This is a genomic window from Mycobacterium ostraviense, from assembly GCF_002705925.1.
In the GTDB taxonomy this organism is placed as follows: Bacteria; Actinomycetota; Actinomycetes; order Mycobacteriales; family Mycobacteriaceae; genus Mycobacterium; species Mycobacterium ostraviense.
Genome location: NZ_NKRE01000001.1, coordinates 1,615,539 through 1,638,971, shown reverse-complemented (window position 1 = coordinate 1,638,971; position 23,433 = coordinate 1,615,539). Strand labels below are relative to the sequence as shown.

Below are 23,433 nucleotides of genomic sequence, written 5' to 3'. Positions count from 1 at the left end.
CACGATCGGGATGGTCAGCCCCATCAACTACGAGAACGCTGCGGCCACCAACCGGGAAGCCGCATAGAGGAAACCTCCACGATTTGGGGGGAACCACAGTTTCATACACCGGACCGGTCCGCCGGTCACGGTCTCAACCCCATCCGACCGGAGCCCCAAGACCAAAGCTGACCACGACATGCCTCGTCGGGCTGGGGTGAAACCCCGTTAGTATTAGATACTGGAATTAGATACTGGTAATCTACCCGGATGGCGGGACGAAAGTTTTTATTTGGCCCGTGGGACGATGCGAAGTTTAGGGTACTCTGAAATTCAACGATTTTCTTTATCAATCTTCGGGCCAGTACTTCGACGCAAACATAAACAGCCCCCAGCTGAATGCCGCACCGTGGCGCTCTCCATTCCAGGGAAATTAGTATTCTTCGTGGGCGGGGAGAAGTTTGTCGAACAGGGTCCACTTGAGGCCACCCGTCAAGGGTCCAAACTGTTTCGTGAACTCACTAATGTCCATGCTCCAGGGGGGCAACTCGGTTGGCGAATCGACGCGGGATGAATCGCTCCTCGTGTGCCAGTACCGCGCCGACTCAAGCACTCCTTCTTCACTGGCGGTCGCGGTGAAGTCAAATCCAGGCCACAATACGCTGCTGTATTCCAGTGATTTCGAGGACTGGCCTCCCAGGCCCAGCAGCTTCTTCATGTTTTTGAAACGAGAGGCTTCGTCGCCAAGAGCTTCGGATACCCGCTCATGTATGCGTTGTGCGTCAGCGACGGAAAGCCCGTGTTCGGCTAGCTTGTTTTCCAGCAGCTTCGCATTTTTGTTGACCATTCGTATCATCATTGTCATGAGCAGGTGAACCTCGAAGTCGAGTATCTCAGAAACCGAAGATGTATTCATTCGCTTATTCCTTCATTTGCCGAGGTAAGGCAAGAATTGGGTAAGGTCGCCCTTGAACACAGCCCGAACCGTCAGGACGTACTGTCAGTGCTTCCCGAGAAATTTCTTTACTGGTATCGAGCTGGAGAAGCTCGGCGTGTGTCAAGTTCAAACCAAAACTGTCACGACCTGGATGCCGACGGCTAGCCAGCGTTTGCCTCAAAATTTCACGGTCGCCCGAGTTCTCCCCCGATGGCTGCTGAGATCACGAGTTGATCTTGATTTCCAGCTTCTCCGTAGGCGGCGGCGCCGCGACCAATCCGTAGTAGCCCGCATCTGATAGGTGCACTCCTCGATCGATTCTCCAACGCCAGCAAACGTCGATTATCGTTGAGGCAGTGCACCTTTCACGTTCACGACACACCTCAGCACCGAATTGCGTGAATTATCGAGGTTTGCGAACCGCGTTCCAATCGGAAGGATTGGGCGGATGCAAATTGTGGTCGGCGATGACCCTAACCCGCTCCCACCACCCCCGCACTCCACCAAACGCCGCCGCACCCGCGCCCAAGACCGCGCATACCGGGTGGCCACCGAACGCGCCACAACGGCACCACCAGCCTGAACCGACGGGCCGAGTCCGCCGCGGATGCCGGACCGGCCCCACCCGACGACGAACTCCCACCCTTCTGACGCGGGACTGCCCTCGGGCCCAGGCTCAAGGACGCCATCGGCTATGAGATTGGCCGGTGGGACTTCTCTCTCGATGCCATTTCGTCGAGTATTGGCGGCATGGATGTCAAGGAAGTGCTGCTGCCGGGAGTCGGTCTGCGGTACGAGTTCACCAGCCACAAGGGTGAGCGGATCGGCATCATCGCCCGGCGCAGCGGCGATTTCGACATCGTCTTGTACACCGCCGAAGACCCTGACGCATGCCGGCCGGTCTTCCGCCTCAGCGGCGAAGAGGCCGACACAGTGGCCGCGATTCTCGGCGCGCCGAGAATCGCCGAGCGGTTCACCGAGCTGACCCGCGAGGTGCCCGGGCTCGAGGCAGGTCACGTCACGGTCGAGCCCGAGAGTCCGTTCGTCGGCCGGCCGCTGGGCGACACCCGCGCCCGCACCCGCACCGGCGCCTCGATCGTCGCGATCGTCCGCGGCAACGACGTGGTCGCTTCGCCCGACCCCGCGGAAACGCTGCGGGCGCGCGACGTCCTGATTGTGATCGGCACCGAAGAGGGCATTGTCGGAGTCCGGCAGATCGTCAATAAAGGCTGAGCCGGTGGATGTTTCGGAGGCGCTGCTATTCGAACTCGGCGCCCTCTTGGTCATGCTTGCCCTGCTCGGCGCCCTTGCCCGTAGGTTCGCATTGTCGCCGATCCCGGTCTATCTTTTGGCGGGTCTCGCGCTGGGTAAGGGCGGCATGCTGCCGGTGGCCGCCGCCGCTGACTTCGTCAGCACCGGCGCACCCATTGGCATTGTGTTGCTGTTGCTGACCTTGGGTCTGGAGTTCTCTGTGACCGAATTCGCCAGCAGCCTGCGTCATCATCTGCCGTCGGCGGGTGTCGACATCGTCCTCAACGCCACGCCCGGTGCGGTGGCCGGCTGGCTGCTCGGTTTGGACGGCGTTGCCATCCTGGCGCTGGCCGGCGTGACATACATCTCGTCGTCGGGTGTCATCGCGAGATTGCTCGAAGACCTGCGCCGCCTGGGCAACCGCGAGACCCCGGCGGTGCTGTCGGTGCTGGTGCTCGAAGACTTCGCGATGGCCGGCTACCTGCCGATGTTCACAGTGCTGGCATTGCGCGGCAGCTGGCTGGACGCGCTCGGCGGGACGCTGGCCGCGATCGGCGCCCTTGTCGCGGCGTTCGCCGCGTCCTACTACTGGGGTCATCACGTCGGCCGCCTGGTGGCGCATCCCGACTCCGAGCAACTGCTGCTGCGGATCTTGGGCATCACCTTGCTGGTCGCGGCGCTGGCCGAGTCGTTGCACGCATCCGCTGCGGTCGGCGCGTTCCTGGTGGGCCTGACCCTGACCGGGGAAACGGCCGACCGGGCGCGCAGGGTCCTGGGTCCGCTGCGCGATCTGTTCGCCGCGATCTTCTTCCTGGCGATCGGGTTATCGGTGGGCCCCAAGGAGCTGCTTCCGATGCTTCCGGTGGCCGTCGTCCTGGCCGCGCTGACCGCCGCGACCAAGGTGCTGACCGGGATGTACGCCGCCCGCCGTGACGGCGTGGCACGGCGCGGCCAGTTGCGCGCGGGCACCGCGCTGATCGCTCGAGGCGAGTTCTCACTGATCATCATCGGTTTGGTCGGCGCGTCGATCCCCACGGTGGCGGCGTTGGCGACGTCGTACGTCTTCATCATGGCGATCGTGGGCCCGGTCGTGGCGCGTTACACCGGCGGGCCGCTGCCGAGCGCCGCCTGACCACCCCAGGCCGTCAGCCGAGGTGCAAGGCGACCACCAGCCAGCGCCCTCCGCCGCCGGCGGTCACCCGTTCCACGCGACAGGCGATCGCGTGGATCCGCTCTCCGCGGCGGTAGGTGCCGAACGCCTCGGCGGCGGTGTCTGAGGTTCCGGTGGGCTGCAGCCGCACCCGGCGCAACACCGCCGTCCCGTGCTGACCGGACACCGCTTCGCTGACCGACAGCACCGCGTCGACCAGGTTGGGCGCCAGCAGCGAACGCAGCTGTGTGGCAGGACGACGGCGGTCGATGACTTCGAGCACCCGGCGCAGTGCCGCGTCGGCGAACACGGCCGCCTGGCGCATGGGCTCCGACACGCCCTCGGTTGTCGGATGCTCGCTGCGGGGCCGGCGGGGCGGCCGTAGACTGCGCGGGCGTAAGGGTGGGTGCGTTGATTGTCGGCACCGGGGGATGGTTCCCGTGGGCGGTTCGTACTCGACAACCGGGACAACGGCGAAAGTCGGACGATGAGGTGGGTCGACAATAGGACTGATACTCAACGGGCACTCTCCAACGAGACGATGAGGACTGCGCGCCTGCTGGAGAGTGACAGACAAACTGCCGGTCATCATTGCACACACCTCGCCGGCGTGTACCCGCCCCGTGATGTGCCGCGTCGAGTGGTTACGGTGAGCCACATCGGTCCCACCGCCAGATTGGCGATGAATTGACAAGGAGGACAGGGCCGTAAATGGTGACCCGGTTGTCCACGACGGACGCGTCTTTCTATTGGCTGGAGAACACCGCCACCCCCATGTACGTCGGGTCGCTGATGATCCTGCGCCGGCCGCGGGCCGGACTGAGCTACGAGACGCTGTTGGCCACCGTCGAGCAGCGGCTACCCCAGATACCCCGTTACCGGCAACGGATACGCGAGGTGAAGATTGGCATCGCCCGTCCCGTGTGGATGGACGATCCCGAATTCGACATCACCTATCACGTCAGGCGCTCGGCGTTGCCGTCGCCGGGCAGCGACGAGCAACTGCACGAACTCATCGCGCGGCTGGCCGCCCGGCCGCTGGACAAGTCGCGGCCGCTGTGGGAGATGTATCTCGTCGAAGGGCTGGAAAAGAATCGCATTGCCCTCTACACCAAGTCGCACCAAGCCCTGATCAACGGAGTGACGTCACTGGCCATCGGCCACGTCATCGCCGATCGGACGCGGCGTCCACCGCCGTTCCCCGAAGACATCTGGATACCGGAACGCGACCCCGGCCACACCCGCTTGGTGCTGGGCGCCATCGGTGACTGGATTATCGGGCCCGGAGCGCAGCTGCAGGCCGTCGGATCCGCGGTCGCCGGCGCGGTCACCAACTACGGCCAACTCGTCGACGCCGGCCGGCGGGTTCTCGATGTCGCGCGCACCGTGGCGCGCGGCACCGCACCCAATAGTCCGCTCAATGCCACCGTTTCGCGCAATCGACGATTCACGGTGGCGCGCGGCCGGCTCGAGGACTATCGGGCGGTACGCGCCCGGTATGACTGCGACATCCACGATGTGGTGCTGGCCGTGATCGCCGGCGCGCTGGGCAACTGGCTGATGTCACGCGGTGAGACGGTGGCACCGACGGCGACGGTGCGCGCGATGGCTCCGTTGGCGGCGTACGTCGATGACCAACTCGATTCGACGGGTCCCGGCCAGGCCATGAGCCAGGTGACGCCCTTCTTGATAGATCTGCCGGTGGGGGAGGGCAACCCCGTGGTGCGGCTGTCCCAGATCGCGCACGCCACCGAATCGAACCCGACGGCCGCGAGCCTGGTCGACGCCCGAACCATCGTCACGCTGTCCGGCTTTGCTCCGCCCACCCTGCACGCGATGGGTGTCCGGGTCGCGACCAGTTATTCGGCGAGGCTGTTCAACCTGCTGATCACCAATGCCCCTGGGGCGCAATCGCAGATGTACGTCGCGGGCACCAAGTTGCTGGAGGCTTACGCGGTGCCGCCGCTGTTGCACAACCAGGCGCTGGCCATCAGCGTGACGTCCTACAACGGCATGCTGTATTTCGGGATCAATGCCGACCGCGACGCGATGAGCGACGTCGACCTGTTGCCGGGCTTGCTCGGCCAATCGCTCGAGGAGCTGCTGGAAGCGTCTCGGTAATTAACCGAGTCGAAATGGCTCGTGGAGATACCATCCGTTGTTGTGAGCACTGCGATAACCAACGGCGCGCCGGCCAAGACGGCGAAGACGAAGAAGAAGTCAAACCCGCCGGCCAAGCGCAAGATCCCGGCCAACGTCTACCATGCCGAATTGTTCCGGATCCAAACGGAATTCGTGAAGCTGCAGGAGTGGGTGCGGCATTCCGGGGCGCGCCTGGTGGTCGTCTTCGAGGGTCGCGACGGGGCCGGCAAAGGTGGGACCATCAAAAGGATCACCGAATACCTCAATCCGCGCGTGGCGCGTATCGCGGCGTTGCCCTCCCCGACCGACAGGGAACGCGGACAGTGGTATTACCAGCGCTATATCGCACACTTGCCCGCCAAGGGCGAAATCGTGCTCTTCGACCGGTCGTGGTACAACCGCGCCGGCGTTGAAAAAGTCATGGGATTCTGTACGCCGCAAGAGCATGCGCTGTTCTTGCGGCAGACGCCGATCTTCGAGCACATGTTGATCGACGACGGGATCTTGCTGCGCAAGTATTGGTTTTCGGTGTCCGACGAGGAGCAGTTGCGGCGCTTCAAAGCCCGGCGGAGCGACCCCGTCCGGCAATGGAAGCTCAGCCCGATGGACCTGGAATCGCTGTACCGGTGGGAGGATTACTCCCGCGCCAAGGACCAGATGATGGTGCACACCGACATCCCGACCAGCCCGTGGTATGTGGTGGAATCCGACATCAAAAAGCATGCCCGGCTGAACATGATGGCCCACCTGTTGTCCACCATCGACTACCGTGACGTGGAGAAGCCCAAAGTCAAGTTACCCAAACATCCGTTGGTGAGCGGCAACTACCAGCGCCCGCCGCGTGAATTGTCCAACTACGTCGAAGACTATGCGGCGACGTTGATCGGTGGTTAGCATGGCAGAGCCGGGCGCGGTACCGAGATTGGGCCCATGATGCAGGTCTACGTCCCGGCCACCCTGGCCATGCTGCGGCAACTTGTCGCCGGCGGTTCGCTGTGGCCGGTCAACGGCACGGCGTTCGCGGTGACGCCCAAATTGCGTGAGTCATATGCCGAGGGCGACGACGACGAACTTGCGGAGGTGGCTCTGCAGGAGGCCGCGCTGGCGTCGCTGCGCTTACTGGCCGACGACGGAGGCGAGGGTCTGCCGCCGCGCCGCGTGGTGATTGCCGCCGAAGTGGACGCTGAAGCGGACGAAGTCACGTTGCGCCCCGATCTCGACGACGCCGTCGTCAGACTGGCGGCGCCGGTTGCGATGGATCGGGTGGTCGCCGCCTATGTCGACAACGCCGCCGCCGAACCGGCAGTCACCGCGGCGATAGCCGTGATCGACGCCGCCGATCTCGGCGACGAGGACGCCGACCTCGTTGTCGGTGACGCCCAGGACCACGATCTGGCGTGGTATGCCAACCAGGAGTTGCCGTTCCTGCTCGACTTGCTTTGACAGGGTATTGCCAGGTGTCCTGCGACGGCGACGTCGGTCCAAGACCGGCTGTGCTGTCGGGTAGTAGCATCACTGCACCGTCCCCAACGCTCCCGATGCCAGAGGAGTGCTCATGAGTACCGCCGCTGACCGTGCCCGTCAGCTCGACCTGGTTGCCCGGCTCAAGTCGGCTTATCCCGAGCTTCCGGACGCCCCCACTCCCGACCTGCTCGACCACGATCGCTTCTGGGCGTACCTGAAGACCAACCATGACGTCGGCGGTGAGCCGGACGCCCCCATGAAGTACGAGAACAAGCAGTACGAGTACTGGGAGCACATGACCTATGTGCTCTGCGAAGTGCTTGCGTGGCGTGGCATTTGGCTGTCGGAGGAGCGCCGGCGGATCGGCAATGTCGACGTCGGACGCGCGGTATATCTCGGCTTCCCCTACTACGGTCGCTGGCTCTGGGCGGTGGCACGGGTGCTGGTGGAAAAGCATCACATCAGCCTGGGCGAGCTGAGCGAACGGATGGCAGCGGTCAAGGCCCGCTATGCCGGTGGCCTCAACGGGAAAAAGCTTGAGGCGCAACCGAAATCAGAAGGTGACGGCACCGGCGTGATCCGCAATGCACACCACACCCACGCGGTCGGCAAGGGCGATCCGCAGCTCTATGCCGGTCGGGCCGGGCAGCCCAGGTTCCGCGTCGGCGATCCGGTGGCGGTGCGTGAACTACCCGCGTTGCTGTATACCCGCACCCCGGAATATGTACGGGGCGCCACGGGCGAGATCGCCTCCGTCGCATACGAAAGTCCGGCCCCCGAGGACGAGACGTGGGACCGTCCCGATGCGCAGCCGGAGTGGTTCTACATCGTCCGGTTCAACCTCTCCGAGCTATGGCACGGATACACCGGGACCATTACCGACACCCTGCAGACGGAGCTTCCCGAGCGGTGGCTGGCACCGGCCCGAGGGTAGGAGTTTCGACATGACCCACCAGGATCACGACCACGAGCGGGCACTCGCCCCCACGGTCGACGAGATCACCGACTTCGAGGTACTCGAGATCGCGCTGCGCGAATTGTGCATCGAGAAGGGCATTTTCACCGCCGAAGAGCACCGGCACTTTACCGAGTTCGCCGAGCAGATCAACCCGACGCCGGCCTCGCACCTGGTGGCGCGCGCGTGGCTCGACCCCGAGTTCAAGCGACTCGCGCTCACCGATGCGCTAGCCGCCAGCAAGGAGGTCGGCGTCGACTGGCTAGAACCCACCGGCTTCGGTACGCCCAGCGACTTCACCGCGTTCCAGATTCTCGAGGACACACCGACGCTGCACCATGTGATCGTCTGCGCATTGTGCTCGTGTTATCCGCGGCCGATTCTCGGGAACTCTCCGGAGTGGTACCGCACCCCGAACTATCGCCGCCGGATGGTCCGCTGGCCACGTCAGGTGCTCGCCGAATTCGGGCTCTATCTGCCCGACGACGTCGCTATCCGGGTGGAGGACTCCAACCAGAAGCACCGCTTCATGGTGATGCCCATGCGCCCGCAGGGAACCGAGGGCTGGGACGAGGATCAGCTGGCCGAGATTGTCACGCGCGACTGTTTGATCGGTGCGGCACTGCCCAAGCCGGGTGTCACCAGCAACGTCATCACCGCCACCCGGGCCGCGATACATCCAGCCGAGTGACGGGCAGAAGATACAGAAGATGAAGCCACCGGATCCGATCGAGCAGCGCACCATCGCGCCGTTGCAGCAGATCGTGGAACGTAACCAGGTCTGGTCGCGGATGGCCGAAAAGTACGGCGTTACCAATCCCGTGCCTCCGTGGAAGACCAGCCTGGACGGTCTGTGCGACGCTCTCGACCGCGCCGCCTGCAGCGCGGACATCCCCGATTTCAAGCAGCGACGAGATGAGGAAGACATCCTCTCGGCGAGCCGGTATTCCAGCCTGCCCTACCCGGAGAACCAGCTGGTGGCACTGGCCCATTCACTGGTCGCCCGTGGGGTCATTGATGAAGCCGAGCTGGCACAACGACTGTCCGACATCCGAAAGCGCCTGGAAGCCTGACCGGCTCCCGGTTACCGAGGAAACACCGGCCATTGCCGCTGATAACGTCTGCAACCCCGCTAGACCGTCCTGTGACGCAACTTGCATATTCTGGTCTAGCTACGCAACCGTAAGTTACGGTACCGTAGCCTTATGACGTGGGCCTGAGTTTGCTCGCTACCCAGGCGGAAGCCAATGGCCGCGCCGCAATCAGGAGCTTCGCATGAGTAAGAAACACGCGGTGATCAACGCCAAAGTCGCCGACACCAGACGGCCGACCGTCGCCGGGGCAGCCCGGCATCCGGGCTGGCACGCGCTGCGCAAGATCGCGGAGGGCATCACGACACCGCTGTTGCCCGACGACTATTTGCAGCTGGCCAATCCACTGTGGTCGGCGCGGGAATTGCGGGGCCGTATCGTCGAGGTCCGCCGCGAGACCGAAGACTCGGCCACCTTGGTCATCAAGCCGGGCTGGGGCTTCAGTTTCGACTATCAACCGGGTCAGTACATCGGCATCGGCCTCTTGGTCGACGGGCGCTGGCGCTGGCGTTCGTATTCGCTGACGTCGAGCCCCGTCGGGACGGCCGGATCCGCGCGCACCGTCACCATCACCGTGAAGGCGATGCCCGAAGGCTTCCTCTCCACCCACCTGGTGGCCGGTGTCGAACCGGGGACCGTGGTGCGACTGGCCGCTCCGCGGGGAAACTTCGTGCTGCCCGACCCGGCGCCGCCCTCGATGCTGTTTCTCACGGCCGGGTCCGGGATCACCCCGGTCATGTCGATGCTGCGAACATTGGTGCGCCGCAACCAGATCACCGATATCGCGCATCTACATTCGGCGCCCACCGAAGCCGACGTGATGTTCGGCGCCGAGCTGGTCGCCTTGGCCGACGACCATCCCAGCTATCGGCTGACGCTGCGCAAGACCCGCACCGAGGGCCGACTGGATCTCGCCCGGCTCGATGAGCAGGTGCCGGACTGGCGCGACCGGCAAACCTGGGCGTGCGGGCCTGCCGCGATGCTCAACCAGGCCGAAAAGGTCTGGTCCGCGGCCGGTATCAGCGACCGGCTGCACCTGGAGAGGTTCGCGGTGTCCAAGGCGGCACCCGCCGGCGCGGGCGGCACGGTCACGTTCGCCCGTAGCGGCAAGTCCGCGGCGGCCGATGCCGCCACATCGGTGATGGATGCCGGCGAGGGTGCCGGCGTGCAGATGCCCTTCGGCTGCCGCATGGGCATCTGCCAATCGTGTGTGGTCGACCTGGTCGAGGGCCACGCCCGTGACCTGCGGACCGGTCAGTTGCACGATCCCGGCACCCGGATCCAGACCTGTGTGTCGGCCGCCTCGGGCGACTGTGTGGTCGACATCTAAAGCTACCCGCTGGTAACTTACGGATACGTAGCCTACGATGGCGTAGGTACGTAATCGATTCAAAGAAACGTACGACGTAGGGAGAAGACAATGGCGATAACCGACGTCGACGAATTCGCGCATCTTACGGACGCCGACATCGAAAACCTGGCGGTCGAACTCGATGCCATCCGCCAGGACATCGAAGACTCTCGTGGCGAGCGCGATGCCCGCTACATCCGCCGCACCATTGCCGCCCAGCGTGCGCTGGAGGTGAGCGGCCGGCTGATGCTGGCTGCCGGCTCGCGGCGCAGCGCGTGGTGGGCAGGCGCGGCGACTCTGGGCGTGGCCAAGATCATCGAGAACATGGAGATCGGCCACAACGTGATGCACGGCCAGTGGGACTGGATGAACGACCCGGAGATTCACTCCTCGACCTGGGAGTGGGACATGACCGGGTCGTCCAAGCACTGGCGTTACACGCACAACTACGTGCACCACAAGTACACCAACATCCTGGGCATGGACGACGACGTCGGCTACGGCGTGCTGCGCGTCACCCGGGATCAGCGCTGGAAGCGCTTCAACATCTTCAACCTGGTGTGGAACGCCATTCTGGCGATTGGCTTCGAGTGGGGAGTTGCGTTGCAGCACTTGGAGATCGGCAAGATCTTCAAGGGCCGGGCAGACCGTGACGCCGCCAAGATCCGGCTGCGCGAGTTCTCCGGCAAGGCCGGCCGCCAGCTGGTCAAGGACTATGTCGCGTTCCCGGCGCTGACCTCGTTGTCGCCCGGCGCGACCTACAAGTCCACCTTGACCGCCAACGCGGTGGCCAACGTGATCCGCAACCTGTGGTCCAACGCCGTGATCTTCTGCGGGCACTTTCCCGACGGCGCCGAGAAGTTCACCAAGACTGACATGATCGGCGAGACGAAGGGCCAGTGGTATCTGCGGCAGATGCTGGGCAGCGCCAACTTCGACGCCGGGCCCGCATTGCAGTTCATGAGCGGCAACCTGTGCCACCAGATCGAGCATCACTTATATCCCGACCTGCCGAGCAACCGCCTCGCCGAGATCTCGGTACGGGTGCGCGAGGTGTGCGACAAGTACGACTTGCCTTACACCACAGGTCCGTTCCTGGTGCAGTACGCCAAGACGTGGCGCACGCTGGCCAAGCTGTCGCTGCCGAACAAGTATCTGCGCGACAATGCCGACGACGCTCCGGAGACGCGCAGCGAGCGGATGTTCGCCGAGCTGGAACCGGGTTTCGCGGGCATTGATCCGGCGACCGGGCGCCGGCGTGGTCTCAAGAGCGCGATTGCGGCGGTGCGTGGTTGGCGGCGCGGCCGGCGTACCGGCGTCGGCCCGGCCACAGACGATCTGGCGGCCTAAGCTCCGTCGCCAGCGTGCAATCACTGCGAAATTTTGGCCTTTTTCTCGCAGCGAGAACACGCTCGGCGCCTGCTATCCACCGCTCGATGATGGTGGCGTTGGCCATGCCGCCGCCCTCGCACATCGTCTGCAGCCCGTAGCGACCGCCGCGCTGGTGCAGCGCGTTGACCAGCGTGGTCATGATGCGCGCGCCACTGGCCCCCAGTGGGTGGCCGATCGCGATGGCCCCGCCGTGGACATTCGTCTTGGTCAGATCGGCGCCGGTGTCGTGGGCCCAGGCCAGCACGACCGGCGCGAATGCCTCGTTCACCTCGAACAGGTCGGTCGGCCAAGGTCAAACCGGCGCGGCGCAGCACCTTCTCGGTGGCGGGAATGACCCCGGTCAGCATGTAGAGCGGGTCGGAGCCGACCACCGTCGTGGTATGTATCCGGGCTAGCGGGCGCAGGCCGAGCTTGGAGGCGACGTCGCTGCTCATGATCAACACTGCGGCGCTGCCATCGGACAGCGGCGATGAGTTTCCCGCCGTGATCGACCAATTGATCTGCGGGAAGCGGGCTTTCATCGCCGCGCTGTGGAACGCCGGCGGCAGCCCGGCCAGTGTCTCGACCGTCCTACCGGGCCTGATGCTCTCGTCGGAAGCGAGGCCGGCGATCGGGATCAGCTCGTCATCGAAGAGCCCTTCCTTGGTGGCCCGAGGCCGGCGCCAACGACGCGTTACGGGCGATGTTGACGGCCTGTCCCCGACCTGGGTGACGGCACCGGCGATCACGTCGTCGATCTGGGCCGGGTCAACTCCGGTGCGGGCTACCAGTTCGCGCAGGGTGTGCGCCAGCAGGTCGGGGGGCCACGCCATGCAGCGTGCCAGTGCCCTTGCCCTTGCCGATCGGGGTGCGGACGGCTCCGACGATGACGGCGTCGCGGCGCTGGCTCATGGTTCCTCCTCGGATAGCTGAGTATCTATAACTTCACCGGGTCGGCGATGCTGATCATGCGCGAGGCCTACTACGGCACCACCTGGTTCGACGACTTCGTCCGCCGCGTCGGCATCACCAAGGCCGCGGCTTCGGCCCGGCTGGCCGAACTGGTCAACCTCGGACTACTTGCCCGGCGGCCTTATCGCGAACCCGGACAGCGCAGCCGCGACGAATATGTGCTCACCGAAGCCGGTTTCGATTTCATGCCGGTGGTCTTTGCGATGTTCGAGTGGGGCAAACGGCAGCTGGCGGGCGGCGACCGGCTGCAACTGACTCATCTGGGTTGCGGCGCCGCTGCGCAGATCGAAATACGGTGTAACGAAGGGCATCTGGTACTGCCCGACGAGCTGGGTATCCGGCTGGTCACGTCTGGCTGAGTACCGCGAGCAGTCGGCGGGCGGCGGCAACCCGCCGCGCGGCGGGCCCGGACAAGCTGTCCAATGCGCATTCGGGATCGGCCGGCGGCCCCATATGTCCACAGCCGCGCGGGCAGTCCTGAATCGCTTCGGCCAAATCGGCGAACGCCAACAGCACGTCGTCGGGACGGATGTGGGCCAACCCGAACGAACGGATGCCCGGGGTGTCGATCACCCAGCCAGAACCTTCGCTGCCGGTTTGCAGCGGCAATGCCACCGACTGTGTCGAGGTGTGCCGCCCTCTGCCGATGTCGGTGACTTCCCCGACAGCTCGATCAGCTTCCGGCACAAGGCGATTGACCAGCGTCGACTTGCCGACTCCGGAATGTCCCAGCAGCACGGTGATCTTGCCGTCGAGCAAGCCGGCCACCGCGAGCAGCGGATCATCGCGGCCCGCGACGACCATCGTGAGGTTCAGGTCGGCGAATTGTTCGGCGAACGATTCGGGTGGGGCCAGGTCGGTCTTGGTCAGGCACAGTATGGGCGTCAGCCCGCCCGCGTACGCGGCGATCAGCGCCCGGTCGACCAGGCCGGTGCGCGGCGGCGGATCGGCCAGCGCGACCACGATCAGCAGTTGGTCGGCGTTGGCGACCACCACTCGTTCGGTGGGGTCGGTGTCATCGGCGGTGCGGCGCAACACCGTTCGTCGCGGACCCCGGCGGACGATGCGGGCCAGCGTGTCCGGCCGGCCAGACAGGTCGCCCACCACGTCGACATCGTCTCCGACGACGATGGGCGTGCGGCCCAGCTCGCGTGCCCGCATGGCGGTGATGCGGTGATCCGGGTCGCCGCCCAGCACACAACCCCACCGGCCGCGGTCGACGCTGACCACCATGGCGGCCTCGGCGTCGGCGTGTTGGGGGCGGGTTTTGGTCCGCGGTCGCGAACCGCGGCCGGAGCGGACCTTGACGTGCGATTCGTCGTAGTCGCCGGGTCTCAAGCGCCGGGCTCCGCGACCATCTCGGCCCACAGCCGTGGAAACTCCGGCAGCGTCTTGGTGGTGGCGCCGATGTCGTCCACCTCGACTCCGGCGACCCGCAGCCCGACGATCGCGCCGGCCATCGCCATCCGATGATCCGCATAGGCACGCCAGAGGCCGGGCCGCAACGGGGTCGCGGTGATCACCAGGCCGTCGGATGTTTCCCGGCAGTCACCGCCCAGGCGATTGATCTCGGTGCTCAGCGCGGCGAGCCGGTCGGTCTCGTGGCCGCGCAGGTGGGCGATGCCGGTCAGCCGCGACACCGATCCCGGGGTGGCGAGCGCCGCCAGCGCGGCTACCGACGGCGTGAGCTCACCGACGTCGCGCAGGTCCACGTCGAACCCGGGGTACGTGGCGGGCCCTCGCACCTCTAACATTGAATCTGTATGCGAGACAACGGCATTCAGTTGTCGCAGGATGCGCAGGATGTGATCGGCGGGCTGGACGCTGTCGGCCGGCCAGCCGGTGATACGCACCGTGCCGCCGCTGACCACGGCCGCCGCCAGGAACGCGACCGCGTTGGTGAGATCAGGTTCTACATTCCACTGGCGTGCCTTGACCGCGCCGGGCGTGACCCGCCAACGATTCGGAACCGAGTCATCGACGTCGACGCCGGCCTGGCGCAGCATCGCCACCGTCATCGCGATGTGCGGTGCCGACGGCAGCGCCGCGCCGGTGTGCTGCACGGTCAGTCCCTCGGTGAACGATGCCGCGGACAACAGCAGGCCCGACACGAACTGCGACGACGCCGATGCGTCGATGGCCACCGTGCCGCCGGTGACCGATCCGGTGCCCCGGACGCGGAAAGGCAGACTCGCACCGTCGACCTGAACGCCCAGACCGCGCAGCGCATCCAGCAGCGGTGCGATGGGCCGGGCCCGGGCCTGCTCGTCGCCGTCGAACGTGACTATGGCTGCGCTCAGCGCCGCCAGCGGCGGGACGAAACGCAAGACCGTGCCGGCCAGGCCGCAATCGACTCGGGCGCCGGGACCGGGGTCCAGCCGGCCGCTGACCGTCAGTTCGGAGCCCGTCGTGTCGACGTGCAGGCCCAGAGTTCGCAGCGCTGCGATCATCAGATCGGTATCCCGGCTGCGCAGCGCGCCGCTGATCGTGGAGGGGCCGTGGTCTTGCGCGGCCGCCAGCGCAGCCAGCACCAGCGTGCGGTTGGTCTGCGATTTCGAGCCCGGAACGGTCACCGTCGCGTGCACCGGTGCCGGCGCGGACGGGGCCCGCCATGCCTTCAGGGGCTCGGTGCTGTTCACGGCTACATCCTGCCGTGTCGGCGGTTGTCGTGGGTACCAGGCACCATAGGACTCATGTGCGGACGATTTGCGGTCACCACCGATCCGGCTCGGCTGGCCAAGAAAATCAAGGCGATCGACGAAGCCACCGGCACCGGGTCCAGCGCCGACGCGCCCAACTACAACGTGGCACCCACCAACACGATCATGACGGTCGTGTCGCGACACAGCGAGCCGGACGACCAGCCATCGCGCCGGGTAAGGCTCATGCGCTGGGGGTTGATCCCGCCGTGGGCCAAGGCCGCGCCGGACGGCGTGCCCGACACCAAGGGTCCGTTGTTGATCAACGCCCGTGCCGACAAGGTCGCCACGTCCCCCGCGTTCCGGAATTCGGCGCAGCGCAAACGCTGCCTGGTGCCCATGGACGGCTGGTACGAATGGCGCGCCAATCCCGATGCCGCGCCGGGGCGCAAGACCGCCAAGACCCCGTTCTTTCTGCACCGCCGCGACGGTGACCAGGTGTTCATGGCCGGATTGTGGTCGGTGTGGAAGCCGGACAACGCTGCTGCGCCGCTGCTGAGCTGCACCATCATCACCACCGACGCCGTGGGGCAGATGGCCGAGATCCATGACCGGATGCCGCTGATGCTGGCCGAAGGCGACTGGGATGCCTGGCTCAATCCTGACGAGCCGCTGGATCCGGAGTTACTGGCCCGTGCGCCGGACGTGCACGACATCGAGCTGCGTCAGGTGTCGACCTTGGTCAACAGCGTGCGCAACAACGGGCCCGAGCTGTTGGCGCCGGCCGAGCCGGAACCCGAACAGATCACGCTGCTCTAACGTCGCTTGAGCGGCTAACGTCGGGACCGTGGAAGAGTCGCGCCTCGACGGCGACGTCGAGGTGGGCCGCTACGTCGCCGAGGTTGCCGGCCGGTTGCATGGCCGGTTGGCCGACGTGTCGGCGGAGATTCGTCGTTCCATCGAAGGCCTGATCCCCGAATTGCGCGCCGACGCACGCTTCAACGAACTACTGGGCGCCAGCATCGAGGGCAACGTGGACACGATGCTGCACGCATTGCGTTACGACATTGCGGTCGAACGTTTCGAGGCGCCCGCCACGGCGCTGGAGTACGCGCGCCTGCTGGCCCAACATGGGTGCCCGTCAACGGCGCTGAGGCGAGTCCGCTCTTCGTGGATGCCGATTGAAGTTGCGGCTGGGGCTGCCTGCCCTATCGCGCCGCGATCGATGATGCCGGCGCCGATGCTGTTTCGCAAGTCCGCCAGTTCGCGCTGCTCGCCTGTCACTGGTATGGCGCGGCGGTGCTGCAGCCGAAATAGCCCGGCCGGCCGGCTTACTCGGCGGCCGGGGCCGTGAAGGCGTGCTCAGCGGTGATGATCGCCGGGAGAAGCAGCGGGAACAGGATGAGAACAAGCATTCCGGCGATGGTCAAGTACTGCATGATCGGCTCACATTTCTTTCGGTAGTGGAGAGGTGTACGACGTTGTGTCACTGCGCAACTGCAATCAACACGCGCTGACCGGAAAACATACTGATTGCAACCTGGGCGCATGAATGTCGTCAACCGACGAAGTTACGACCCGGTTTTGTTTTCCGGCGACAAAGCCGTAGCGGCCGGCGTGCCGTTCAGGGCAGTCGTCGCTGGACCTCGAGGGCCAGACACAACTCAGCGAGATCCGTTGGGCGCGAGAGTAACCGGCCGGTCAGCTCCTCGATACGGCGTAGCCGGTGCCGGACGGTGTTGGGATGGCAGAAGATCGTCGCGGCGGCCTGGTTGGCAGAGCCGCCCGCTTGTAGCCAAGCCTGGAACGTGTCGAGCAGCACCGAGCGCTCCTCGGCCGGCAGTGTATCCAGCCGACCCAGCACCGACGCCCTGACCTTTGCCATGACGTCCGGGGCGCTGACCGCCGCGACCGCGAGCGGGGCGTCGTCGAAGACGGCAACGAGCGAGTCGCCCAACGGCTTTCCGGTGACCGCCAGCCGGGCGCAGCGCAACGCGTCGCTGGTTTCGGCGAGTTCGTGATACGGCTGACTGATGCCGACGCGCGCGGTTGCGGATTGCCGCAGCACCTCGACAAGGATGCTGAGGGTCTCGGCGGAATCCCGGCCCCGCAGATGGACAATGCCGACCTGCAATTCCGGCAACAGCCGCCATGCCGACCGGATGTCGCGGGCGGAGAGCTTGTTTTCGATGGTGGGCAATCCCAACTTCCCGATCGCCGGCAGCTCCGCTGCCACGACCACGTAAGGCCCCGAAGTGGGCAACCGCAACAGGTCCGCCGCCTCCCAGAGACTATGACTGTCGGTGATCCGCCGCGACAGCAGCGCCTCGACCAGCGCCGAGCGCTCTTCCTCCAGCTCGAGGATCTGAGTGGTCAGCTGTTGGCGGTACGCGCTGGCCATCGCTTGGGTGAAGGTGTCCTGCGCGAGGAACACCCGCGCGGTGGCATCCAGGATCGACTCCGTGGGCATGCCTGCGGCGCGGCCCGAGGCAAGGGTTTGCTCCCAGATGAATCGGAAACCGATTCGGTAGGCGGTCATCACCGCCGGCAGCGGCACGCCGGCCAGAGCGCGGATAGTGCCGGTGCGCTCCGCGGGTGAGACGTCCGCATCGGCGTCGCCGGCGAGTGAATCGAAGATGAACGTGACGTTCGCCTCGCAGCTTTGGCGTACTTCGTCCTTCGTGACCACGGTGCCGTCGCGGTATGCGTCGATTTCCCGGCACAGCAGCTCCGCCATCGCTTCGCCCAATTCCGGGGCGCGCGTCAGCATGAGCTTCCCGAGCTCGATGACGTGCGGATCGGGTGTGGCGCCATGCCGGACGCCGGCTGAATGTGTCGCCGCGCTCATCCTTCGAACTTTATGCCCCAACCGGTTGCCGATGTGCGCGGTCACACCGAACCGCCCCGACTGTTGTATCCGCGGACATTGTGACCCGGAGCCTCCGGCTTGACCATTGAAACAACAACCCAAGCACCTTCGGAGGCACCTGATGGCCACCCTGAGCGCCAACCTCGTCGCATCGAAAGACCGTTATCCCCAACGCATTGCGCTGCGTTGTGATGATCTGCAGTTCACCTTCGGCGAGCTCGACGCCGCCGCCGCCAGGGTGGCGACATTGCTGGAGCGGGCCGGTGTCGAGCCGGGTGATCGGGTGGGCGTGATGTTGCCGAACATCCCCGCATTCGCCATCGCCTTCTACGGGATCATGTACCGCGGCGCCGTCGCGGTCCCGATGAACCCGCTGCTGAAGGCCCGCGAAGTGTCGTTTTACCTGTCCAACAGCGGTGCCAAAGCGCTGTTCGCCACACCTGCCTTCGCCGACGAGGCCAGCACCGGCGCCGCCGAGGCGGGCGCTCAATGCTGGCTGGTCGATGACCCCGGGCTCGCCGCGCTGATCGCAGACCTACCCGCCCAGGACAGCCCCGTGCACCGTGACGACGACGACGTCGCGATCATCTTGCACACCTCCGGAACGACCGGAAAACCCAAGGGCGCCACGCTCACTCACGCAAACCTGGGCCGCAACGCCGAGGTGAGCGTTCGCACCCTGATCGAGACCGGGCCGGACGACGTGGTGATGGGATGCCTGCCGCTGTTCCACGTCTTCGGTCTCACCTGCGGCCTCAACGCGGCCGTCGTCGCGGGTGCCACGTTGACGCTCATTCCGCGGTTTGACCCACACAAGGCGCTCGAGGTGATCGAGCGGGACGCGGTCACCGTCTTCCAGGGGGTGCCGACGATGTATTCGGCGTTGCTCAGCGTGGCTGACGCGGTCAAACCAGAGGCGACGCAGACACTGCGGGTCTGTGTATCCGGTGGCGCGGCGTTGCCCGTCCAGGTCCTCGCAGATTTCGAAAGGGTCTTCGGCTCAGCCGTTCTCGAGGGTTACGGACTCTCCGAGAGTTCTCCGGTGGCCGCGTTCAATCATCCGCACCGGCCGCGCAAGGCCGGGTCGATCGGCACGCCGATCGAAGGCGTCCAGATGCGGGTCGTCGACCCGAGCGGCGCCGAGGTCGCGGTCGGCGAACCCGGTGAGATCCAGATCCGTGGCCACAACGTGATGAAGGGCTACTGGAACCTTCCGGAGGCGACTAAGGCCACGATCACGCCCGACGGGTGGCTGGCCACCGGAGACGTCGGACGCGTCGACGACGACGGCTATTTCTACATCGTCGACCGCACCAAAGACCTGATCATCCGCGGCGGCTACAACGTCTATCCCCGCGAAGTCGAGGAGGTGCTCTACGAGCATCCGGCGGTGGCCGAGGCCGCCGTCATCGGTATACCCCACGACTCCCTGGGTGAGGAGGTCGGCGCCGCGGTCGCGCTGAAGAAGGGGGCGGTGGTCAGTCCTGACGAGCTGCGTGACTACGTCAAGGACCGGATCGCCGCTTACAAGTACCCGCGCCGGGTCTGGCTCATCGACGCGCTGCCCAAGGGACCCACCGGCAAGGTCCTCAAACGCGAAATCACCGTTCCCACAAGTGAAAGCACACGATAACCATGGCCGAATCTCCGAACCCAACCACCGCGCCCGACGAGTTGGCCGCACCGCTGGACCTGCTGCTCACCAGCGCCACCCGGCCGTTTGCCAGCCGGATGATGCCCGACACTACCTGGGCCCGGCTCGGTGCCAACCTCGCCCAGCGCCCCGGCGCCGTGGCCGGCCGCGCCGCCACACTTACCCGTGAGCTGGGCAGTATCGCGGCGGGCAAGTCGCACCGTGCCCCGGCGCGGACCGACAAGCGCTTCAGTGACGCTGCCTGGCAACAGAATCCGCTGCTGCATCGGGTCATGCAGGCCTATCTGGCCGGTGCCGAGACGGCCGAAGGGTTGCTTGCCGACGCTGAGCTGGATTGGCGCGACCAAGAGAAGATGCAATTTGTCGTCGACAACCTGGTGGAGGGCCTGGCGCCCAGCAACAATCCGCTGATCAGTCCGCTCGGTTGGAAGGCGCTGATCGACACCGGTGGCCTGAGTGCCCTGCGGGGTGTGAAAGCCTTTGTCCGGGACATGCTTTCGAAGCCGCGGGTGCCGTCGATGGTCGAACCCGATGCCTTCGTGGTGGGGGAGACCGTCGCGATCACCAAAGGGGCGGTGGTGCTGCAAACCTCGATGTTCGAACTGATCCAGTACACCCCGCAGACGGCCAAGGTAAGGACGATTCCGTTGCTCATGGTGCCGCCGGTGATCAACAAGTTCTACATCATGGACATCGCACCGGGACGCAGCATGATCGAGTACTTCCTGCAGCAGGGCCAACAGGTCTTCGCGATTTCGTGGCGTAATCCCCAGGCGCGCCATCGGGATTGGGGTTTCGACGCGTACGGTGGGGCGATCGTGGAGGCAATGGACGCGGTCCAGAATATTGCCGGCACCGACAGCGTGCACCTGCTGGCAAGCTGCTCGGGCGGCATCATCGCGGCGATGACGGCGGCCCACCTCGCCCATATCGGTGAGGGCGACCGGGTGGCTGGGCTTACCTTGGCGGTCACCGTGCTCGACGAGACCCGCGCCGGTCTTGCCGTCGCGGCCATGAGCGATCGTGCCGCGCAGACCGCCATTCGGGTTTCGGCCAGGAAGGGCTACCTGGACGGGCGCGACATGGCCGAGATGTTCGCCTGGCTGCGGCCCACCGATCTGGTGTGGCGGTACTGGGTGAACAACTACGTGCAGGGCCGCAAGCCGGCGGCTTTCGACGTGTTGTTCTGGAACGCCGACACCACCCGGATGGCCGCGGCACTGCACCGTGACATGGTGCTCATGGGGCTGCGGAACGCGCTGGTGACCCCCGGCGAAGTCACCATGCTGGGCAGCCCGGTCGACCTGGCCACCATCACCTCCGACGCGTATGTGATCGGCGGCGTCGCCGACCACATCTCCCCATGGCAGGCGACCTACCGCAGCGCACGGCTGCTGGGCAGCAAGGACAATCGTTACGTCTTGTCGACCAGCGGTCACATCGCCGCTCTGGTCAACCCGCCCGGCAACCCGAAGGCGTCGTTCCGCACGGGTCCGGTCGACGCAGAGGATCCCCAACAGTGGCTTGACGCCGCTCAGCAGTTCGCGGGCTCATGGTGGCCCGACTACGTGAGCTGGCTCGCCGAGCGCAGCGGCCCGGAGGTCGACGCGCCGACAACGCTTGGCGGACAAGGTCTGCCACCGCTCGGCCCGGCACCGGGTACCTATGTGAAGGAGAAGTGAGCCATGGCTGACACCCACTTCCCGAGCGCGCACGGCGAAGAGCGCCATGTCTTCGCCGGCGGACAGCGGATCCGAGTCAACGTACGCCAAGGAACCGGCGTGCCGCTGGTGCTGTGCAACGGCATCGGGGCGAGCCTGGAAGTGCTTGATCCGCTGGTGGAGGAGCTGGACTCGACGGTCGTCAGATTCGATGTTCCCGGGACCGGCGGATCACCCACATCCGTTCTGCCCTATGGGTTTCCCTATCTCGCCTGGGTGTTGGGCAGGATCCTGCGCAAGCTCGATCTCGGCGTGGTGGATGTGCTCGGACTGTCCTGGGGAGGCGCCTTGGCGCAGCAGTTCGCCTTCCAGAATCCGCGCCGATGCCGTCGCCTGGTATTGGTCGCCACGGGCACGGGGGTGGTCATGGTTCCCGGCCACCCCCGGGTTCTGACGAAAATGCTTACCCCGAGGCGCTTTTCGGATCCCAACTATGCGGCATCCATCGCCGCTGAGCTCTACGGTGGTACCGTCCGTGCCCACGGCGACGACGTGGCGCAACTGTTCGTGCGGCAATTGCGGGCCGGATCGAAGATCGGCTACCTTCACCAGTTGCTTGCCGGTTCGGTGTGGACGAGTCTGTTCGCGCTACCGGCGGTGCGCCAGGAGACGTTGATCGTGGCGGGCACCGATGATCCGATCATTCCGGTTGCCAACGCTCACATCATGAACACCTTGTTGCCTCATTCGCGGCTGCACCTGCACTCCGGGGGTCACATCGACCTCGTGCACAACGCGGGCGAGCTCGCTCCCGTCATCGAAGAGTTCCTGGGCTGAGCCGGGTCCGCGAGCGTAACGCTGCGGCGAAAAATCGCCGCATTTTTCGCCATGGCGTTACATTCGCGCGGCCAAGTCCAGGCACACGCAGCGATGCCCGGTGTTGCCGGTTCGGCCAGGCGGGATCAAGGCTGGACGTACCCCGGCGGGTTGACCTCTTCCACCCACAGGTCGACGCCGAGCTTGGCCCCCGGTATGCAGTCGTATACCGACAAATCGGTGATGCCGGATTCCACCAGAACGTCCTCGCACAGCACCGAGTTGCCCGTGTATTCGCGGGAAGGCTTGTTGAGGATGACGTAGGCCGCGTCGGCATATACCTCGGGCTTGCGGGCCCGCGCCATCGCCTCGTCGCCGCCGAGCAGGTTCTGCACCGCGGCGGTGGCCACCAGGGTGCGCGGCCACAACGTGTTCGACGCGATCCCCTCGTCGCGCATCTCCTCGGCGATCCCCAGCGCGCACAGTGTCATGCCGAATTTGGCCATCATGTAGGCCGTCGGCTTCAGCCACTTCTTGTCCAGCAACACCGGTGGCGACAGCGTCAGAATGTGCGGGTTCTCCCGACCCTTCATGTGTGGGATGCACGCTTGCGACACGGCGTAGGTGCCGCGCACCTGGATGCCGTTCATCAGGTCGAAGCGCTTCATCGGGACTTCGGTGATGGACCCGAGGTTGATCGCCGAGGCATTGTTGACGCAGATGTCGATGCCGCCGAACTGCTCGACGGTCTTGGCGACCGCGGACTCGACCGAATCCGGGTCACGGACATCCCCCACGATCGGCAGGGCCTGACCGCCGGCTTCCTCCAGCTCTTTGGCGGCGGTGTACACCGTGCCCGGCAGCTTCGGGTGGGGTTCGGCGGTCTTGGCGATCAAGGCGATGTTGGCACCGTCTTGTGCGGCGCGTTTGGCGATCGCCAGGCCGATACCACGACTCGCGCCAGAGATGAACATGGTCTTGCCGTTAAGGGACATGGCGTCACACTAACGTGACGGGCGACCCATCCAAATTGCGGGACGTCTCCGGCGCGGCCGGCGCGCCTCGGTAGCTCGATGATCCTCCGGGGGCCCGCGGGAAGTGTCGGCGGGCGTTCCGTCCGGCCGCCGGCGA

The 23,433-nt window shown here is 65.5% G+C and carries 22 protein-coding genes and 2 pseudogenes; 17 read left to right on the top strand and 7 right to left on the bottom strand.

Features of this window, described 5'->3' with window-relative positions; all coding sequences use genetic code 11:
* Window positions 1-412: 412 nt before the first annotated feature.
* Window positions 413-895 (bottom strand): hypothetical protein, encoded by a 483-nt coding sequence (locus CDN38_RS07385; RefSeq protein ID WP_233026794.1) that lies wholly within the window; start codon window positions 893-895, stop codon window positions 413-415.
* 469 nt (window positions 896-1,364) lie between these two features.
* On the opposite strand from CDN38_RS07385, the gene CDN38_RS31715 reads away from it, so the two are divergent.
* The 3 genes from CDN38_RS31715 (at window position 1,365) to CDN38_RS07375 (ending at window position 3,299) form a co-directional block, all read left to right on the top strand.
* Window positions 1,365-1,499: a hypothetical protein gene (locus CDN38_RS31715; protein WP_267888280.1), complete on the top strand. Its 135-nt coding sequence runs from the start codon at window positions 1,365-1,367 to the stop codon at window positions 1,497-1,499.
* A 167-nt stretch (window positions 1,500-1,666) separates the two neighbouring features.
* Window positions 1,667-2,149, top strand: a complete 483-nt coding sequence (locus CDN38_RS07380; protein ID WP_099318875.1) for a cation:proton antiporter regulatory subunit — start codon at window positions 1,667-1,669, stop codon at window positions 2,147-2,149.
* A gap of 4 nt (window positions 2,150-2,153) precedes the next feature.
* Window positions 2,154-3,299, top strand: a complete 1,146-nt coding sequence (locus CDN38_RS07375; RefSeq protein ID WP_075511087.1) for a cation:proton antiporter — start codon at window positions 2,154-2,156, stop codon at window positions 3,297-3,299.
* A 13-nt stretch (window positions 3,300-3,312) separates the two neighbouring features.
* On the opposite strand, the gene CDN38_RS07370 is transcribed toward CDN38_RS07375, so the two are convergent.
* Window positions 3,313-3,837: an Rv3235 family protein gene (locus CDN38_RS07370; protein ID WP_075511086.1), complete on the bottom strand. Its 525-nt coding sequence runs from the start codon at window positions 3,835-3,837 to the stop codon at window positions 3,313-3,315.
* 191 nt (window positions 3,838-4,028) lie between these two features.
* Here CDN38_RS07370 and CDN38_RS07365 point away from each other — a divergent pair, with 191 nt between their 5' ends.
* The 8 genes from CDN38_RS07365 (at window position 4,029) to CDN38_RS07330 (ending at window position 11,670) form a co-directional block, all read left to right on the top strand.
* Window positions 4,029-5,438, top strand: a complete 1,410-nt coding sequence (locus tag CDN38_RS07365; protein ID WP_075511085.1) for a WS/DGAT/MGAT family O-acyltransferase — start codon at window positions 4,029-4,031, stop codon at window positions 5,436-5,438.
* Window positions 5,439-5,480: 42 nt separating this feature from the next.
* Entirely contained in the window at window positions 5,481-6,353 is an 873-nt protein-coding gene (ppk2, locus tag CDN38_RS07360) for a polyphosphate kinase 2 (protein WP_075511084.1), read from the top strand.
* 36 nt (window positions 6,354-6,389) lie between these two features.
* A complete protein-coding gene (locus CDN38_RS07355; RefSeq protein WP_075511083.1) occupies window positions 6,390-6,902 on the top strand; it encodes a DUF6912 family protein in 513 nt (170 codons plus the stop codon).
* 112 nt (window positions 6,903-7,014) lie between these two features.
* Entirely contained in the window at window positions 7,015-7,857 is an 843-nt protein-coding gene (locus CDN38_RS07350; RefSeq protein ID WP_075511082.1) for an SH3-like domain-containing protein, read from the top strand.
* 10 nt (window positions 7,858-7,867) lie between these two features.
* A complete protein-coding gene (scnC, locus tag CDN38_RS07345) occupies window positions 7,868-8,569 on the top strand; it encodes a thiocyanate hydrolase subunit gamma (protein WP_075511081.1) in 702 nt (233 codons plus the stop codon).
* A 19-nt stretch (window positions 8,570-8,588) separates the two neighbouring features.
* The gene (locus CDN38_RS07340) at window positions 8,589-8,951 is read left to right on the top strand and encodes a thiocyanate hydrolase (protein WP_075511080.1); all 363 of its coding nucleotides are present in this window, start codon (window positions 8,589-8,591) and stop codon (window positions 8,949-8,951) included.
* Between the two features lie 202 nt (window positions 8,952-9,153).
* Window positions 9,154-10,299: a ferredoxin reductase gene (locus CDN38_RS07335; protein ID WP_075511079.1), complete on the top strand. Its 1,146-nt coding sequence runs from the start codon at window positions 9,154-9,156 to the stop codon at window positions 10,297-10,299.
* 90 nt (window positions 10,300-10,389) lie between these two features.
* Window positions 10,390-11,670 carry a fatty acid desaturase family protein gene (locus CDN38_RS07330; protein ID WP_075511078.1) on the top strand — a complete coding sequence of 427 codons (1,281 nt, stop codon included), beginning with the start codon at window positions 10,390-10,392 and terminating at the stop codon, window positions 11,668-11,670.
* 79 nt (window positions 11,671-11,749) lie between these two features.
* Here CDN38_RS07330 and CDN38_RS07325 read toward each other — a convergent pair.
* Window positions 11,750-12,603: pseudogene (locus CDN38_RS07325) on the bottom strand (thiolase family protein); the annotation flags it as partial.
* Window positions 12,604-12,638: 35 nt separating this feature from the next.
* On the opposite strand from CDN38_RS07325, the pseudogene CDN38_RS07320 reads away from it, so the two are divergent.
* Window positions 12,639-13,022 (top strand): annotated as a pseudogene (locus tag CDN38_RS07320) (winged helix-turn-helix transcriptional regulator); the annotation flags it as partial.
* Here the strand turns inward: CDN38_RS07320 and rsgA are convergent.
* Both rsgA and aroA read right to left on the bottom strand, forming a co-directional pair.
* Window positions 13,009-14,001, bottom strand: a complete 993-nt coding sequence (gene rsgA / locus CDN38_RS07315) for a ribosome small subunit-dependent GTPase A (RefSeq protein ID WP_075511097.1) — start codon at window positions 13,999-14,001, stop codon at window positions 13,009-13,011. The pseudogene CDN38_RS07320 and the gene rsgA overlap by 14 nt on opposite strands.
* The gene (aroA, locus tag CDN38_RS07310; protein ID WP_099319349.1) at window positions 13,998-15,284 is read right to left on the bottom strand and encodes a 3-phosphoshikimate 1-carboxyvinyltransferase; all 1,287 of its coding nucleotides are present in this window, start codon (window positions 15,282-15,284) and stop codon (window positions 13,998-14,000) included. The genes rsgA and aroA overlap by 4 nt, the downstream gene beginning before the upstream one ends.
* Window positions 15,285-15,356: 72 nt before the next feature.
* Here aroA and CDN38_RS07305 point away from each other — a divergent pair, with 72 nt between their 5' ends.
* Entirely contained in the window at window positions 15,357-16,121 is a 765-nt protein-coding gene (locus CDN38_RS07305; RefSeq protein ID WP_075511074.1) for an SOS response-associated peptidase, read from the top strand.
* Window positions 16,122-16,149: 28 nt separating this feature from the next.
* A complete protein-coding gene (locus CDN38_RS29335) occupies window positions 16,150-16,656 on the top strand; it encodes an RsbRD N-terminal domain-containing protein (protein WP_075511073.1) in 507 nt (168 codons plus the stop codon).
* 270 nt (window positions 16,657-16,926) lie between these two features.
* Here CDN38_RS29335 and CDN38_RS07295 read toward each other — a convergent pair whose 3' ends face one another.
* Window positions 16,927-18,150, bottom strand: a complete 1,224-nt coding sequence (locus CDN38_RS07295; protein WP_082277166.1) for a PucR family transcriptional regulator — start codon at window positions 18,148-18,150, stop codon at window positions 16,927-16,929.
* A gap of 142 nt (window positions 18,151-18,292) precedes the next feature.
* On the opposite strand from CDN38_RS07295, the gene CDN38_RS07290 reads away from it, so the two are divergent.
* From CDN38_RS07290 to CDN38_RS07280, 3 genes are read left to right on the top strand one after another with little or no spacing between them, the layout of a single operon-like run.
* Window positions 18,293-19,804 (top strand): long-chain-fatty-acid--CoA ligase, encoded by a 1,512-nt coding sequence (locus tag CDN38_RS07290; RefSeq protein ID WP_075511072.1) that lies wholly within the window; start codon window positions 18,293-18,295, stop codon window positions 19,802-19,804.
* Window positions 19,805-19,806: 2 nt separating this feature from the next.
* A complete protein-coding gene (locus tag CDN38_RS07285) occupies window positions 19,807-21,507 on the top strand; it encodes a PHA/PHB synthase family protein (RefSeq protein ID WP_075511071.1) in 1,701 nt (566 codons plus the stop codon).
* A gap of 3 nt (window positions 21,508-21,510) precedes the next feature.
* Window positions 21,511-22,323: an alpha/beta fold hydrolase gene (locus CDN38_RS07280; RefSeq protein ID WP_075511070.1), complete on the top strand. Its 813-nt coding sequence runs from the start codon at window positions 21,511-21,513 to the stop codon at window positions 22,321-22,323.
* A gap of 125 nt (window positions 22,324-22,448) precedes the next feature.
* Here CDN38_RS07280 and CDN38_RS07275 read toward each other — a convergent pair whose 3' ends face one another.
* Window positions 22,449-23,297 carry an SDR family oxidoreductase gene (locus tag CDN38_RS07275; RefSeq protein WP_075511069.1) on the bottom strand — a complete coding sequence of 283 codons (849 nt, stop codon included), beginning with the start codon at window positions 23,295-23,297 and terminating at the stop codon, window positions 22,449-22,451.
* Window positions 23,298-23,433: the final 136 nt, after the last annotated feature.